Source organism: Acinetobacter lwoffii, from assembly GCF_049367455.1.
Taxonomy (GTDB): Bacteria; Pseudomonadota; Gammaproteobacteria; order Pseudomonadales; family Moraxellaceae; genus Acinetobacter; species Acinetobacter lwoffii_W.
The window spans coordinates 1466535-1482619 of the sequence record NZ_JBMPXW010000001.1; the positions used below are offsets into that span (position 1 = coordinate 1466535).

At 43.4% G+C, this 16085-nt stretch carries 12 protein-coding genes; 7 read left to right on the top strand and 5 right to left on the bottom strand.

Going from position 1 to position 16085, the window contains the following annotated elements:
- The first annotated feature begins 62 nt into the window (after window positions 1-62).
- From dnaN to gyrB, 3 genes are read left to right on the top strand one after another with little or no spacing between them, the layout of a single operon-like run.
- Entirely contained in the window at window positions 63-1211 is a 1149-nt protein-coding gene (dnaN, locus tag ACO1B7_RS07030; protein ID WP_423089941.1) for a DNA polymerase III subunit beta, read from the top strand.
- A gap of 28 nt (window positions 1212-1239) precedes the next feature.
- Window positions 1240-2319 carry a DNA replication/repair protein RecF gene (gene recF, locus ACO1B7_RS07035; protein WP_313564607.1) on the top strand — a complete coding sequence of 360 codons (1080 nt, stop codon included), beginning with the start codon at window positions 1240-1242 and terminating at the stop codon, window positions 2317-2319.
- 56 nt (window positions 2320-2375) lie between these two features.
- Window positions 2376-4847: a DNA topoisomerase (ATP-hydrolyzing) subunit B gene (gyrB, locus tag ACO1B7_RS07040; RefSeq protein WP_180181358.1), complete on the top strand. Its 2472-nt coding sequence runs from the start codon at window positions 2376-2378 to the stop codon at window positions 4845-4847.
- 1182 nt (window positions 4848-6029) lie between these two features.
- Here the strand turns inward: gyrB and ACO1B7_RS07045 are convergent.
- Both ACO1B7_RS07045 and ACO1B7_RS07050 read right to left on the bottom strand, forming a co-directional pair.
- On the bottom strand, window positions 6030-7193 hold the full coding sequence (locus ACO1B7_RS07045) for a zinc-dependent alcohol dehydrogenase (protein ID WP_001202407.1): 1164 nt from the start codon (window positions 7191-7193) through the stop codon (window positions 6030-6032).
- Window positions 7194-7536: 343 nt separating this feature from the next.
- Window positions 7537-9468, bottom strand: a complete 1932-nt coding sequence (locus ACO1B7_RS07050) for an ATP-binding cassette domain-containing protein (protein WP_180039049.1) — start codon at window positions 9466-9468, stop codon at window positions 7537-7539.
- Window positions 9469-9685: 217 nt separating this feature from the next.
- Between ACO1B7_RS07050 and ACO1B7_RS07055 the strand changes: the two genes are divergently transcribed.
- The 4 genes from ACO1B7_RS07055 to erpA all read left to right on the top strand — a co-directional run bounded on the left by ACO1B7_RS07055 (window position 9686) and on the right by erpA (window position 13613).
- Window positions 9686-10690, top strand: coding sequence for a putative solute-binding protein (locus ACO1B7_RS07055; RefSeq protein ID WP_423089942.1), 1005 nt, complete (start codon window positions 9686-9688; stop codon window positions 10688-10690).
- Between the two features lie 254 nt (window positions 10691-10944).
- Window positions 10945-11955 carry a putative solute-binding protein gene (locus tag ACO1B7_RS07060; RefSeq protein WP_005104963.1) on the top strand — a complete coding sequence of 337 codons (1011 nt, stop codon included), beginning with the start codon at window positions 10945-10947 and terminating at the stop codon, window positions 11953-11955.
- 193 nt (window positions 11956-12148) lie between these two features.
- Window positions 12149-13156, top strand: a complete 1008-nt coding sequence (locus tag ACO1B7_RS07065; RefSeq protein WP_423090306.1) for a putative solute-binding protein — start codon at window positions 12149-12151, stop codon at window positions 13154-13156.
- 121 nt (window positions 13157-13277) lie between these two features.
- Window positions 13278-13613, top strand: coding sequence for an iron-sulfur cluster insertion protein ErpA (gene erpA / locus ACO1B7_RS07070; RefSeq protein WP_004281944.1), 336 nt, complete (start codon window positions 13278-13280; stop codon window positions 13611-13613).
- Window positions 13614-13669: 56 nt separating this feature from the next.
- On the opposite strand, the gene ACO1B7_RS07075 is transcribed toward erpA, so the two are convergent.
- The 3 genes from ACO1B7_RS07075 to ACO1B7_RS07085 all read right to left on the bottom strand — a co-directional run bounded on the left by ACO1B7_RS07075 (window position 13670) and on the right by ACO1B7_RS07085 (window position 15962).
- Window positions 13670-14047 (bottom strand): hypothetical protein, encoded by a 378-nt coding sequence (locus ACO1B7_RS07075; RefSeq protein ID WP_162924842.1) that lies wholly within the window; start codon window positions 14045-14047, stop codon window positions 13670-13672.
- A gap of 105 nt (window positions 14048-14152) precedes the next feature.
- Window positions 14153-15061, bottom strand: coding sequence for a matrixin family metalloprotease (locus tag ACO1B7_RS07080; protein WP_420937808.1), 909 nt, complete (start codon window positions 15059-15061; stop codon window positions 14153-14155).
- Between the two features lie 61 nt (window positions 15062-15122).
- Window positions 15123-15962, bottom strand: coding sequence for an OXA-134 family carbapenem-hydrolyzing class D beta-lactamase OXA-646 (locus ACO1B7_RS07085; RefSeq protein WP_039902635.1), 840 nt, complete (start codon window positions 15960-15962; stop codon window positions 15123-15125).
- Window positions 15963-16085: the final 123 nt, after the last annotated feature.

A 16085-nucleotide genomic window follows, 5' to 3' on the forward strand; every position in this document is an offset into this window, starting at 1 on the left:
ATAGTAAACCGTCAAAAAAATCACTTTTTCTATATTAATCTTCAGCTTTAGAGGAATGCACCGTGCGTTTAAAAATCGCGAAAGAAAGCTTACTGAATGTTCTCTCACATGTCGTAGGAGCGGTTGAACGTCGCCATACCTTGAATATCCTGTCTAACCTGAAAATTCAGGTGGCTGCGCAAGCATTGACCGTGACCGGTTCCGACCTGGAAGTCGAACTGGTGGCGAGTACAGCACTGGCTGAAGGTGCATGTTTACAGGAAGGCGAGACCACAGTTCCTGCACGTAAGCTGATTGATATCTGTAAGTCACTTCCTTCAGCGGCATTGGTGGATTTGCATATTACTGAAGATCAGCGCTGCATCCTTAAATCAGGCAACAGTCGTTTTGTACTGGGTACCTTGCCTGCTGATGATTATCCATTACTGAACACTGAAAACACCCAAGGCACGCAAGTGACGGTGACACAGCGTGAACTTAAACGCCTGTTCGAAAAAACCGCCTTTGCCATGGCAGTTCAGGATGTGCGTTTTTATCTGACCGGTACTTTGTTGGAAATTGATGCCAATCAGTTGCGTGCTGTGACCACCGATGGCCACCGTCTGGCACTGTGTGAAACAGTGGCTCAATCTACTGCAACACAACCGATTCAGGCGATTGTGCCACGTAAGGCCGTTGCAGAATTACAGCGCCTGCTCAGCGTTGAAGATGAACAATTATCTCTATTGATTGGTCGTGAACTGCTCAATGTGACCATCAAGATGCCAAGCCGTGACAAGGAACAGTCGGATATTACCGTGCGTTTCACCACCAAGCTGATTGATGGTAAGTTCCCGGATTATCGCCGTGTGATTCCACGTGGGGGCGACAAAGTGGTGATGATCGCGCATGACGTATTCAAGCAGTCTTTGCAACGTGTGGCGATTTTAAGTAATGAAAAACTTCGCGGTGTGTTTTTGAACTTCAATGCTGACTCTTTGCAACTTCGTGCCAATAACCCGGAGCAGGATGAAGCGATTGAAGATCTGGCGATTCAATATGCTGATTCACCGCTAGAAATGTCATTTAATGCGCAGTATCTGATTGAAGTCCTCGGTGTGCTGGATGGCGATGATGTGTCAATGACCATGACTGAAGCCAACCAGTCGGTCTTGGTACAGGACCCGGCGCATACGGATCAGACTTATGTCGTCATGCCGATGCGTGTTTAAGCCGCGGCTGTTGATACTCATATAAGACATGCATATTACGCGTTTACATATTGAGCGTGTGCGGAATTTAAAGACGGTTGCTCTCCAAGGATTGCAGCCGTTTAATGTTTTTTATGGCCAGAATGGTTCAGGTAAAACCTCGATTTTAGAGGCGATTCATTTACTGGCTGCTGGTCGTTCTTTCCGTACCCATATCCCTAAAAACTATATCCAGCATGGCGCCCAAGATGCGATTGTGTTTGCACAATCTGCGACTGAAAAAATTGGCATGCAAAAAATGGCCAGTGGGGAGCAACTGATCAAGGTCAATGGTGATCTGGTCGCGACTCAGGGGCAACTGGCCAAACTGTTACCTTTGCAGCTGATTGACCCACAAAGTACTGATATTATCGATCATGGGGCTAAACCACGACGTCAATTGCTCGACTGGTTGATGTTCCACGTGGAACCAAAGTTTTATCATGCCTGGCAATATTATTCGCGTGCGCTGAAACAGCGAAACAGTCTGCTCAAAAGCAAACGGTTTCTGAGTCTGTCTGATCTGGAACCGTGGAACCAGATGCTGAGTGAATATGGTGAAATCCTGCACTCACAACGTGTCGGCATCGTGGAACAATGGAAGCCATTTTTTGAAGATGACCTGAAACAGTTATTACCTGACCTGCAAGTCAGTCTGGAATACAGTCCGGGTTTTCACAGTGAAACCGGCCTGCTAAATGACCTGACCAACCAGCATGAAAAAGACTGTGAGCGACGTTATACCGAATATGGCCCACATCGCGCAGATTTGCGTTTAAAGACCCCGATGGGTGATGCCGATGTGATCCTGTCGCGCGGACAGAAAAAGCTGCTAATGATCGCACTAAAACTGTCGCAAATCGCAATGCTACATTCTTGTAATAAGGAAACTGTGGTATTATTAGATGATGTGACAGCAGAATTAGATTTAACCGCACAACAACGTTTAATTGAGCGATTGAGCCAACTTGGTAGTCAAGTTTTTATTACCACCTTAGACCATGAATCAGTACAAAAGCACTTACATGATTTGTCTATCTCATATCAGTTATTCAGTGTTGAAAACGGTACAGTTCAAGTTGTGCAATAATATTTTTTGAGTTTTACCCATCTTTGGATAGACCTATTTTTCACTAGGGAGAAACCATGAGTTCAGAAGATCAAGCTGCTTCTCAAACAGAACAAACCATTGAAAAGGCTTATGATTCCTCTAGCATCAAGGTATTACGTGGTTTAGACGCAGTACGTAAGCGTCCGGGCATGTACATTGGTGACACAGACGATGGTACAGGCCTGCACCACATGGTGTTCGAAGTAGTCGACAACTCGATTGACGAAGCCTTGGCGGGCCACTGTGATGAAATTATAGTCACCATCCATGAAGATGAATCGGTTTCAGTTTCTGATAATGGTCGTGGTATTCCGACTGACATTCACCCTGAAGAAGGTGTGTCTGCAGCAGAGGTGATTTTAACCATTCTGCATGCCGGTGGTAAGTTCGACGACAACAGTTATAAAGTGTCTGGCGGTCTGCATGGTGTCGGTGTTTCAGTGGTGAATGCGCTGTCTGAAAAACTCGAATTGACCATTCACCGTGCCGGTAAAATTCATGAACAAGAATACCGTCATGGCGATTCTCAATATCCATTAAAAGTAGTGGGCGATACCGATAGAACCGGTACTCGTGTCCGTTTCTGGCCAAGTGCCGAGACGTTCAGTCAGACCATTTTTAATGTTGATATTTTGGCGCGTCGTTTGCGTGAACTGTCGTTCCTGAACGCGGGTGTACGTATTGTGCTGCGTGACGAACGCATTAATGCTGAGCATGTCTTTGATTATGAAGGTGGTTTATCTGAGTTCGTTAAATACATTAACGAAGGCAAAACTCACCTGAATGATATTTTTCATTTCACTGCTGCACAGGCTGACAACGGTATTACGGTAGAAGTCGCATTGCAGTGGAATGATTCTTATCAGGAAAATGTACGTTGCTTTACCAATAACATCCCGCAAAAGGATGGTGGTACGCATCTGGCCGGTTTCCGTGCTGCGTTGACCCGTGGTTTAAATAACTACATGGACAGCGAAAATATCCTGAAAAAGGAAAAAGTCGCGGTATCGGGTGATGATGCGCGTGAAGGCCTGACTGCCATCGTGTCAGTCAAAGTACCTGATCCAAAATTCTCTTCACAGACCAAAGAAAAACTGGTGTCGAGTGAAGTAAAAACCGCTGTTGAACAGGCCATGAACAAGGCATTTTCTGAATATTTATTGGAAAATCCACAAGCAGCCAAGGCCATTGCCGGCAAGATTATTGATGCAGCGCGTGCACGTGATGCAGCGCGTAAAGCACGCGAAATGACACGTCGTAAGAGTGCGCTGGATATTGCCGGTCTTCCAGGTAAACTGGCCGATTGTCAGGAAAAAGATCCAGCTTTGTCTGAACTGTACCTGGTCGAGGGTGACTCTGCAGGTGGTTCGGCCAAGCAAGGTCGTAACCGTAAAATGCAGGCGATTTTACCGCTGAAAGGTAAGATCCTGAACGTGGAACGTGCCCGTTTTGACCGCATGATTTCCTCTGCTGAAGTCGGTACGCTGATTACTGCACTCGGCTGTGGTATTGGTCGTGAAGAATATAATCCAGACAAACTGCGTTATCACAAAATCATCATCATGACCGATGCTGACGTGGATGGTTCACACATCCGTACGCTGCTGTTGACCTTCTTCTTCCGTCAAATGCCGGAACTTGTGGAACGTGGTCATATTTATATCGCACAGCCACCACTATACAAGCTGAAAAAAGGCAAGCAGGAACAGTACATCAAGGACAATGATGCACTGGAAACTTACCTGATTTCGAATGCGATTGATGAGCTGGAACTGCATGTCAGTGCAGAAGCGCCTGCGATTCGTGGTGAAGCACTGGCGAATGTGATTGCCGATTATCAGACTTCCCAGAAGAGCTTGGCACGTTTGACCCAGCGTTATCCTGCGAGTCTGCTTGATGCACTACTTTCACTGGAAGGTTTTAAGCTGGATCAGCTGGAAGACAAAACCTATGTGGAAACATGGGGTGAGAATCTGCGTGCAGCGATTGAAGCCATTCAGCCAACATTACGTCCAGAATTAACCCTGGAGCGTTTTGAAAAAGAACTGGCAGATGGTCAAAAAACTGCAAGCTGGTTGCCACGTATCACGATCTATGTACATAACTTGCCACATAGCTACCTGTTAGACTCAGTACTGTTAGGTTCAAGTGAATATGCACGTTTATTAAAGAATTCAAAGAGCTGGTTTAGTCTGCTTGAAGAGGGTGCATATTTGCAAAAAGGCGATCGCAAGATTCAGGTCAGCAATTTCCATCAGGTTTGGCAACATATCTTGCAGGACTCACGTCGTGGCATGATGATCCAGCGCTATAAAGGTCTGGGTGAGATGAATGCGGAACAGTTGTGGGAAACCACCATGGATCCAGACAACCGTAACATGCTGCAAGTGACAGTTACCGATGCGATTGAAGCGGATCGTATGTTCTCTTGCTTGATGGGCGATGACGTAGAACCACGTCGTGCTTTCATTGAAGAAAATGCCTTGAATGCAGATATTGATGCATAACCCTTCAGGATAAAATCAGATATAAAAAAGCGCCTTTCGAGGCGCTTTTTTTAGACCAATTTTTTTACTCATATCCTGTGAGCTAGGCAAAATAAAGTAATTTTGGACCGATTTTTAGATATGGAACGGGTTCATTTAGGTTTTAAAAAGCCAAGTTGAGTAAGCCAAATCGACTCTAAGAAAGGGTTTATGTATAGAGATTACCAACTCGGGAGAATACCTGAAATCTGGAGTGAATCTATCGTTATAAAAATGATCTGCATCAGAACTTCTAAAATAATTTTTGAATAGGAAAGTGAGGTAGAAAGACGTTCTTTATACGATGAGAAGTTTGCATGCAGTTCACGACACTAGGTGAAAACTGGATCAGTCAAAGTGGTATTTAAAGATGCGTGTAATAAAAACAGATCGAATACTTTAGGTGGATTCGACTAAAAAATAATAAATCGCCTATTCAGAAGATCTAATATCTCAAAAATAAATAAAAAGCTGCTAAAACTAAATTTTAAATTTTCAATAGCTTATAAGAAACTTGGTCTAATACGCTAAATAATACGTGAATAATATTGCTTCAAGCATCTAGAAAGCCTGATCAGAGATGTGGATAACTCTAAAGTTATCCATAATTTTTATGTGAATAAGATAGTATTTTTCCGCAAGCTTTAATCCACGTATTAATTCTTTATTTTAAATTCAAATTTAAAATCGATTATCTTGTGGATAAGTGTTTTTAAATTTAAAATAGCATTTTAAATTTAAAGCTAGATTTGGCGATATATTGCTAGTATGACCAGACTATTCCTTGGATTGGTTTTAAAATAAAAAATTATTATAAATTAAATACTTGTAAATATAGTGTAGTTTCTCTAATCATTACCGTGGAACATATTGTTAACTAAAAACTCAAGATGTAGCTAAACTACATAATTGATTTAATAATCAAGTGAACTTTCATTTTTATTTAAAATCATACTTTTATCGATTTTTGCTTAACTTTTTTATTTCTCATTTTTGAGTTATTTCTTGATTTCATTATTGAAAATCGGGCATTTCTTTTATTACTCGATAGAAAAGAGGGAGGGAATCGCTGAAATGATATTGATTAGGAACAAGAAAAAGAGGATTGATAAAATGACGATGAAAAATAAAAAAGCGCCTGACGGCGCTTTTTTTTAATCATATTTATGGTGTTAGAATGACTTTACGACAGTCTTCTTCCTTTTTATCAAAAATACGGTAACCTTCCGCAGCATCTTCCAGTTTCATGCGATGGGTAATAATCAGATCTGGAGACAGATCTCCATTTTCAATATGTTCTAGCAACTGCGGCAAGTAATTATGCACATGGGTTTGTCCCATTTTAAAGGTCAAACCTTTGTCAAAGGCATCACCAAACAGGAAGCCATGAATTGGACCAGCATAAACGCCTGGTACACTCACTACACCGCCGCGGCGGACCGCTGCAATACATTGTCTTAGCGCTGAACCACTCGAACCTTCTAATTTCAGGTTGGTCATTACGGTTTCCAGCATGCTGCCTTTGGCTTCAAAACCGACCGCATCAATGACGGCATCGACTCCACGATAACCTGTGGTGTTTTGAATGATAAATTCAGCAGCATCGACTTCATCAAAATTGACAGGAATTACCCCATAGGTTTGATGTGCGAAACGCAGACGGTAAGGATGGTGATCGACCATAAAGATCTGCTCGGCACCGAGCATCCGCGCGCAGGCAGCAGCCAGCAGACCGACCGGACCGGCACCATAAATCGCCACACTGGAACCTCGACCAACTTGGGCATTGTTTACTGCTTGCCACGCGGTTGGCAGAATATCGGTCAGGAATAATACTTTTTCATCAGGCAGGGAACCTGGTACTTTAAATGGTCCGACATTGCCCTTGGGAATCCGCACATATTCGGCCTGACCACCCGGTATACCCCCATACAGATGGCTAAAGCCAAATAAAGCTGCACCTGGTGGAATCTGTTTTTTATTGAGAATTGCACCACGGCCAGTATTGGTATTTTCACAGGCAGCCATGAGTTCATGTTCACAGAAAAAACAGTGACCGCATGCAATCACAAAGGGAATAATCACCCGGTCACCTTTTTTGACTTCGGTTACTTCAGGGCCGACTTCTTCTACAATTCCCATAAATTCATGGCCGAAAATATCACCGTCTTCAGTAGCTGGGATTTTGCCCCGGTATAAATGCAGATCTGAGCCACAGATGGCGGTGGCTGTCACCCTTAAAATAACGTCATCTGGTTCCTGAATCACTGGATCTGGAACGGATTCAACTCGTACATCCCGAGCACCATGATAGGTAAGAGCACGCATGCGGATTTCCTCTCTCTAGTTCAACATTAAACAGACTCGTAGCAAGGCTGCCAAAAATTAAAAAACACTTGTATTAGAGCCTTAGGATGAAACAGCGCGCTGTAAATTAATGTATGAAATAAGGCATCCAACTGTTTAAAAAATAAACTTATATAGGGTTTGTGTAATTCATGACCTTATGTGTCGAATGAATAGAAAAGAACAGAATTAAAGAAACATCTAGACGTAGATGAAAAAATACAGGGGGGAAAATGGAAGAGAAAACATTAAAAATAGTGAATAAAAAAGAGATGAGCAACGCTGGTTACCCATCTCTCTTATATTAAATCTTACTAAAAGAGCTTTAGAAAGACTGTTCCAGACTTTCCAGTTCCATCATCAGTTCCAGCATTTGCTCTTCGGCTGTTTCCAGTTTGGCTTTTAGCTCGGTTTGCTCATTCATCAGTTTCAGCAAATCATTTTTACGTGATGCTTCGTATAAAGCACTGTCACCCAGCAAGCTTTCAATTTCAGCCAGTCGTGGCTGCAGTTTGGCCATCTGTGCTTCGCATTTTTCAATATTCTTGCGAATCGGACGACTTAGTTCCCGCTGGCGAGCAGCTTCCTTACGTTGTGCTTCCTTGTCCAGTTTGGAAATGGTGGGTTTGACTTCGACTTGGGATTTCACCGGTTCTGCTGGCTTCTGTCCATTTTTGATCATTTCAATACGGGCTTGGCGTAACCAGTCAGCATAGGCGGTGAGATCGCCGTCAAATTCTCGGCATTGACCATTATGTACCAGTAGCAGTTCGTCACAGACACTGGCGATGAGCTGACGTTCATGCGAAACCAGAACCACCGCGCCTTGGAAATCTTGTAAAGCCATAGTCAGTGCATGACGCATATCCAGGTCTAAATGGTTGGTCGGCTCATCCAGAATCAGTACATTCGGACGCTGCCAAACAATCAGCGCTAGGGCCAAACGTGCACGTTCACCACCCGAAAAACTTTCACTCGGCGTATCCATACGTTCGCCACTAAAACCGAAACTACCCAAGAAAGAACGCAGGCTGGCTTCACTGATTTTTTTATCGGCAATACGTGCCAGCTGTAACATCGGACTGGCATTACCATCCAGTGCATCCATCTGATGCTGGGCAAAATAACCAATATTCAGTAGCTCTGAATCTTTACGCAGGCCCTGAATCAGTTTCAGGTCACCGACCAGCGATTTAATCAGCGTGGATTTACCGGCACCATTCATCCCGAGCAAACCGATCCGGCTGTTGGGCGTGATCTGTAAATTTACATTGGTCACAATCAGCTTGTCGCCATAACCGATATCGGCATGTTCCAGTTGCAATAACGGCGAACTCATTTTGGTCGGTTCACGGAAACTGAAGGTAAATGGCGTATCGACATGGGCTGCAGATAGTTCCTGCATTCGTTCCAGCTGTTTGATCCGGCTCTGTGCCTGTTTGGCTTTGGTCGCTTGTGCTTTAAAACGGTCAATATATTTTTGCAGATGCGCGCGGGTTTCCAGCTGCTTTTCATACGCCTGTTGCTGCTGCGCCAGACGTTCACTACGGGTACGCTCGAAAGTCGAATAGTTACCAGTATATAAAATGAGTTCCTGATTTTCGATATGTAAAATATGGTCGGTAATCGCATCGAGGAAGTCCCGGTCATGCGAAATCAGCACCAAGGTGCCTTCATAGGCTTTCAGCCAGTCTTCTAGCCAGAGAATCGCATCCAAGTCCAGATGGTTGGTCGGTTCATCGAGGAGCAGTAAGTCCGAGCGGCTCATTAAGGTACGCGCCAAGTTTAAACGCATACGCCAGCCACCGGAAAAACTTGAAACATCCAGCTGTGATTGATGTTCAAAGAAGCCCAGACCAGCCATCAGTTGTGAAGCTTTGGCAGGAGCAGAATAACCTGAAATTTCATCAAAACGGCCATATAAATGAGCCAGTTCTGCATCATCCAGTTGATCCGGTTGATCGAGTTTCTGCTGAATATCCCAGTATTCTTCATCGCCCGACAAGACGAAATCAATGGCTTTCATATTCAGTGCTTTGATTTCCTGAGCCATATGCGCTACGGTCCATACCGCAGGTCGGGTCAGCGAACCGGTGTCCGATTCCATGCCGCCGAGCAAGGCTGAAAACAGGGTTGATTTCCCGGCACCATTCACACCGGTTAGGCCAATTTTCCATCCCGGGTGTAACTGCATCGACGCTTTTTGAAATAAAACACGTCCACCGCGACGTATAGATAACTGGTCTAACTGAATCATTGAGAAATCAAAGCTAAGAAATAAGATGCGCCTATTCTAATGGAAAGCCCTGTGAAAATGAAAAATCTTACGATTTTTGCTGAAATGAATGGGTTGGTAAGCTCTATCAATCAAGAGAAGGCTGACACACAAGTTGAGTAAAAACTCTATTTTGTGCGTGAACAGTGGTTTATAGTCCCAGCTGATGATGCAAAAAATACGCTAGAGCCAAATAAAAATGAAAAAGGGATGTCTAATTTTGTCTGCACTGGGGCTGTTGGTGTCGACTTCAACTCAAGCCAGAGTGAATGTCTGTGTTTTTGATTTGCTGGGCAAGTCTGGCGAATCGTTTAAATTACTGGAAGAATGGGCCTTAGCTGCAAAAGCTTGGAATGCGGATGTTCAATTGCTTGCCTATCAGGATGAAGCCAAGGTCGATCAGGACGTCAAAGCAGGAAAATGTGATGCCTTCTATATGACCTCGATGCGTGCCCGCGCCTATAACAAATTTGCCGGATCAATTGATGCGATTGGCGGCGTGCCGAATAATGATATTGCCATGAAAGCCATCAGCTATGTGCTGGATAAACGCAATAGTAAACGCCTGATCACTCAGGTTGGCAAAGAAAAATTCGAAGTGGCGGGTATTGGTCAGATTGGTCCGGCCTATATTTTTGTTCGTGATCGTACTCTAAATAAACTGGAACAGGTCAAAGGCAAGAAATTTGCCGTGCTGCATTATGATTATGCGCAAAAAATCATGGTCGACCGGATTGAAGCTATACCGGTGATGTCGGAAATTTCCAATTTTATTCGCAAGTTTAATCAGGGCGAAGTGGATATTGTCGCTGCACCGGCTTATGCCTTTAAACCGCTCGAACTGGGAAAAGGTTTGGGTAGTAAAGGTGCCATGATTAACTTTCCCGTGATAAATGTCACCGCAGACCTGATCATTCGTCAGGAGAAGTTTCCGGCAAGCTTTGCCGCACAATCCCGAAACTGGTTTGTGAAACAGTTACCGCGCAGCTTTGCGATGGTCAAGCGCATGGAAGCTGAAATTCCAAGCAAATATATTTTGAATCTAAGCCGTGAAGATCGCCTCGCCTATCAGAAGATTTTGCGCGAAGGCCGCATCGATTTAACTCGACAAGGTATTTATGATCCCAGCATGATGACAGTATTGAAGCGTGCCCGCTGTACGGTAGAAAGAACTAATTTTGAGTGTTCGATTAGTGGTGAATAAATCTGCAAAGATGTATATCTTTGTAACTATAACTGGCTTAATGTAATTATAAGAAAACAATTTTAAATATTAAGACATTGATATTTAATTATATATTTAAAAATAACTGAGACAACTCCTGCTGATTTATCTTTATAGGCCAAAATGTCGGCTTTAAATGGAGTAAATGCTCTATTTTTTTTAATTAAACTTGCTTAATATTTGTCCCGTGTACGGACACTCAGCGAATAACAAGATTTCAAAGGATCACTACAATGAAAAAAACACTCTTATCATTGGCTGCATTTTCTGCATTTGGTTTTGCAAGTGCAGCACATGCAGAAAAAGTCGATATCTGTGTGTTTGACTTACTGGGTAAATCCGGTGAGTCTTTCCAGATGGCGCAAGAATGGGCACTGGCTGCAAAAGGCTGGGGCGCAGAAATCAATCTGATTGCCCGTCAGGATGAAGCGGTTGCCGACAATGATTTTAAGGCAGGTAAATGTGATGGAGTATTTATGACCGCCATGCGTGCCCGTCAATACAATAAATTTGCCGGTTCTATTGACGCACTGGGCGGTGCACCAAGTAATGCCATTGCCCAGCGTGCGATCAGTTTTGCTCTGGACAAACGTAATGCCGCGAAAATGGTAACCAATATGGGCGGCAAAAAATATGAAATCGCCGGTATTTCGCCTTTAGGTTCGGCATTTATTTTCGTCCGTGACAAGAATATCAATTCGATTGAAAAAGCCGCAGGGAAGAAATTCGCCGTACTCGGCTATGACGATGCCCAGAAAATCATGGTACAGCGCGTCGGTGCACAGGCCGTGATTTCCGATGTGTCCAACTTTGTGGCCAAATTTAACAATGGTCAGGTGGATATGGTGGGTGCGCCTGCCTATGCCTACAAGCCATTAGAAATCTATAAAGGTCTGGGTAACAACGGCGCGATGTTTAATTTCCCGGTGCTGCATGTGACGTCTGATTTTGTGATTCGTCCAGAAAAATTCCCCGCAGGTTTTGGACAGAAATCGCGTGACTGGTTTATCAAAAACCTGCCAAAGAGCATGGCCATGATCAAACGTCTGGAAGCCGGTATTCCGTCGAAATATAAAATGAACCTGAACGTTGAAGATAAAACCAAGTATCAGAAAATGTTACGTGATGGCCGGATGGACATGACCAAACGTGGAATCTATGATGCCAGCATGATGTCAGTATTAAAACGTGCCCGTTGTTCTGTCGATAAGGCCAACTTTGAATGTTCAATGGCTGGCGAATAATCTGATTTTTAAAGCAAAAAGCTTAGAGTGATCTAGGCTTTTTTTATGGCTGAACCAGGTCAGATCTGCCATTGTGCAGCGAATAAAATAGCTTAAGCTTGATTAACTATTAAATTCGCATGTTTTATATAAAAAACAATCACATGTGACTAAAAGTGCAATAACAAAAACAAGCGATAAGGAAATGAGGATGATGCATAGAGGATGGAAAGCACTGGCATTGGCTACGGCGACACTGGCTGTTTCAGGTCTGGCGCAAGCTAAACAGGTGATTTGCGTATTTGATCTGGTTGGTAAAAACGGTGATGTCTATAGTGTGATGAAAGACTATCAGTTGGCAGCCAAAAACTGGGGTGCAGATGTCGAACTGCGGGTCAATACCAATGAAGCGGTGGTTGCAGAAGATTTTAAAGCCGGGAAATGTGATGGGATCAGTGTTACCGGTATGCGTGGCCGTCAATTTAATAATTTTACTGGTTCACTCGATGCCATTGGTGCAATTCCAGATCTGAATCTGGCGGTTAAAGTGATGCAGGGACTGGCCAGTCCAACTTTTGCCAAACATATGCTGCAAGGCAAATATGAGGTAGTCGGTGTCATTCCTGTAGGTGATGCTTTTCTGTTAGTGAACGACCGCAGTATTAATACCGTTGCCAAAGCAGCCGGTAAAAAAATTGCCGTACTTGATTATGATGAAGCACAAAAAATCATGGTACAGCAGGTCGGCGCACAGGCAGTGAGTGCCGATGTCACCAATTTTGGTGCCAAGTTTAACAATGGCCAAGTGGATATTATTGGTGCACCAGCAGCAGCATTTAAGCCTTTAGAATTACATAAAGGGTTGGGTAGTAAAGGTGCGATTGTGAATTATCCGGTATTGCAGGTTACAGGTAATATTATTATCCGTCCTGATAAATTCCCGGCAGGATACGGACAAAAATCACGTGAATGGGTCAAGAGCCAGTTACCACGTGCCTTTGGTATTTTGGGTAAAATGAAAGCGGATATTCCTTCGAAATACTGGATGGATATTCCTGCGGCAGATAAACCAGGTTATCAGAAAATGATGCGGGATTCCCGAATTGACCTGACCAAACGCGGCGTTTATGACAAACGCATGATGAAATTGCTGTGGCAATTCCGTTGCAAACAGAATCCGACAAATTTTGAATGTGCCTTACAGGATGAGAACTACAAATAATCCTGATAAAATTACTCTGATTTGACTTTTAATCTGTAGAGACTGACCATATATTGAGTGTGCTATACTTAAATATGGTCTTTTCTTTTTAAAGACATTCCATTCAACAGAGGAATCCGCCATGAATGCCCAAGCGCTTGTGCTCACCGACAATGCCGCAAATAAAGTACGCCAGTTGCGTGACAGTGAAGGTAACCAAGACTTAATGCTCCGTGTCTATGTGACCGGTGGCGGCTGTTCAGGTTTCTCTTATGGCTTTAACTTTGCGGAAAGCCAGAATGAAGATGATGCAGAATTTGCCAATGGCGATGTTAAAGTCCTGGTCGATTCATTGAGTTATCAATATCTGGTCGGTTCAGTTGTAGATTATTTAGAAGGTCTAGAAGGTTCACGTTTCGTGGTACAAAACCCGAATGCGACCACGACCTGTGGTTGTGGATCTTCATTCTCGATCTAAATCCATGCACAAAAAAAGTCCTCTCAATGAGGACTTTTTTTATATCTGGAGAAAGTTTAGCTATCCAGTTTTACCGCTTCAAGCAGGTCAAAGATCACGCTGGTGACATCCTGACTCAACTCGCGGTTATTAAAAATTTCATAGGCGCTAATGGTAATGTCAGTATCGCTTGGCAACAGACGCTGTTCTTCTTCGATCAGGTCATTAATCGGCAATAAGGTCTGTTTGATTTCCAAATGCAGAATATCTTTATATTCCAGATTTTCATCGTCGAGTTCAATCAGTTGTTCATTGAAATAAGGCAGCAAAATCGAATGAAGATAGGGTTGGATGTCCTCGATATCAAAGATCTCGATATCACGGGTTTCATCAATCGTACTAATGTGGTCATTTACTTCAATTAAAATATGGTAGTAACTCACACGAATCTCCAAAGATGGCCTAAACAATGTAGCCAATCACAATAACATGAAATCAGAATAGAGTGTTTTTTATAATACTTATACACTTAAATTAATTAAGGAATTCAAGCTGATCATTTAACGGTTATAAAGCAAGGTCTTGTCTGCAGGTCGCAGCTGGAAGTGTTGCAGATTCTGTTTACCCAGCACCGGATACATCAGTGCTTCCGGGTCATTATGGTGATACAGACCCAAGGCATGTCCGAGTTCATGTGCCAGAGTCAGGCGGAGATCATCTTCTGCATCAAATTGATAGACATGAATTTGATTGCCCATAAACACACCTTTATGAAATTCGCGGGCAGGGAAACGCTGTTGGGCTTGAATGATATTCTGTTGATGATTTTGCAGACCATGTTGATGCATGGAAACATTCATATTAAAGGAACTTTGCTGTTCCTGCAGGTATTGAAGTTCCCGTTGAAAATTTTCCGATTTACGCTGTAAAGCCAAAACTTCATATTCAATTTGCTCACGCTCATAAGCAGATAAATTCGGCTGACGGCGTCGTTGCTGTAAGGCCTGAAATTCACTATTGATCTGATCTCTTTGCTGGATCAGGCGTTGCTGCTGACTTTCCAGATGCTGATGGGATGCTTCCAGGTTTTTGACCTGACGTTGATACTTGGCGTCATCTGCCAGCAACTGTTTTTCGACTTTCTTTAAGGCATCATAGTCTTGCTGGCGCTGATCATAGATCAGGTGAATACTCAGCCTAGCATTTTCATCATAGACCATCAAATCGTCACGATTGCTTCCCTGATGCCAGATCTCGATGGCTTCCTTGCTCAGTTGAATCACTTGATCTTTACTCAGTCCAAAGCCTGAATCGACCTGATCAATCCGGAAACGTAAGCGGGTATCGAAAGGATGAGTCAAACGATCAGCCAGCGAGTTATAGCGCAGTTGAGGATGGGTTTTGGCCTGCATATGCAGATAGGCAGACATGATCAATCCCACCACGAGCAGACAGAGCAGAAGACGCATATTTTTTATTTAAATGTTTATTTTTTAAAAATATAGCTTAATTTTAATACTTTTCCCATGCCTATTTGCTTTGCTGCCCCACTTTTGGGTAAAGCCCTAATTCGCCCAGAGCCTGCTGTAAAATTTCAAGGCGAATGGCTGGATTCATATTGGTTTGCATTTGCATATTTAGAGAAAATGCCACGATTTCAGCCTGCGGTGTTTCGACCCACCCGGTGAGCCAGCCGACTTGCGGTTCTACATCCATGCCCCAACCGGATTTGGCATACAGGCGATAAGCTTGCCGTTCCTGTAGAAGTAACATGGCTTTGACTTGCTGCTGGACTTGAGGATCAAAGGCTAGTTGCTCTCGGGCTAGAGCAGAGACAAATTCGACTTCCTGTTTTGGAGTGATTTTCAAAGGGCCTACCAACCAGAAGTTATCGACCTGCTGACCAATCTGCTGATTACCAAATTGGATGCGTTGTACTTCCTGCTGCATTAATTCCAAACCAATATGACGTGCCAGTTCCTGATAGACGGGTACAGCAGAAGCTTGCATGGCTTCGCCGAGCGTCATGTCTTTTTCCCAGGCTGCAAAACTGCGTTTCTTGCCATCCCATTTAAAAATCTCATTGGTTGTGGCTTTACCATGTTGTAGACCAATCAGGGCATTGAGCATTTTGAAAGTAGAGGCTGGAACATATTCGGTACCTGCACGGCTTAAATCATTGCCATAGACCTGTACTTTTTGACCACGCTGAATCACTAAAACGCCAGAACTTTGCGCCTGATCAAATAATTGGGCAATGGCTTGAGTCGATTGAGTTGAAGTGATCTGAGAAGGGAAAGATGAAACAGGTGAGGTACACGCTGTCAGGCCCAAGCAACTCAGTAAAGGTAGCAAAATCAGAATTTTCATGGGTTCAGGGTATTTTAATGTTTGATTTAACTTAAACAGCTTTTTCTGAAAATACGATCAAATTTTGGTAATTTTTATTTTATTCCTTTAAGTCGAGACATAAAAAACCGCGCTTTCGCGCGG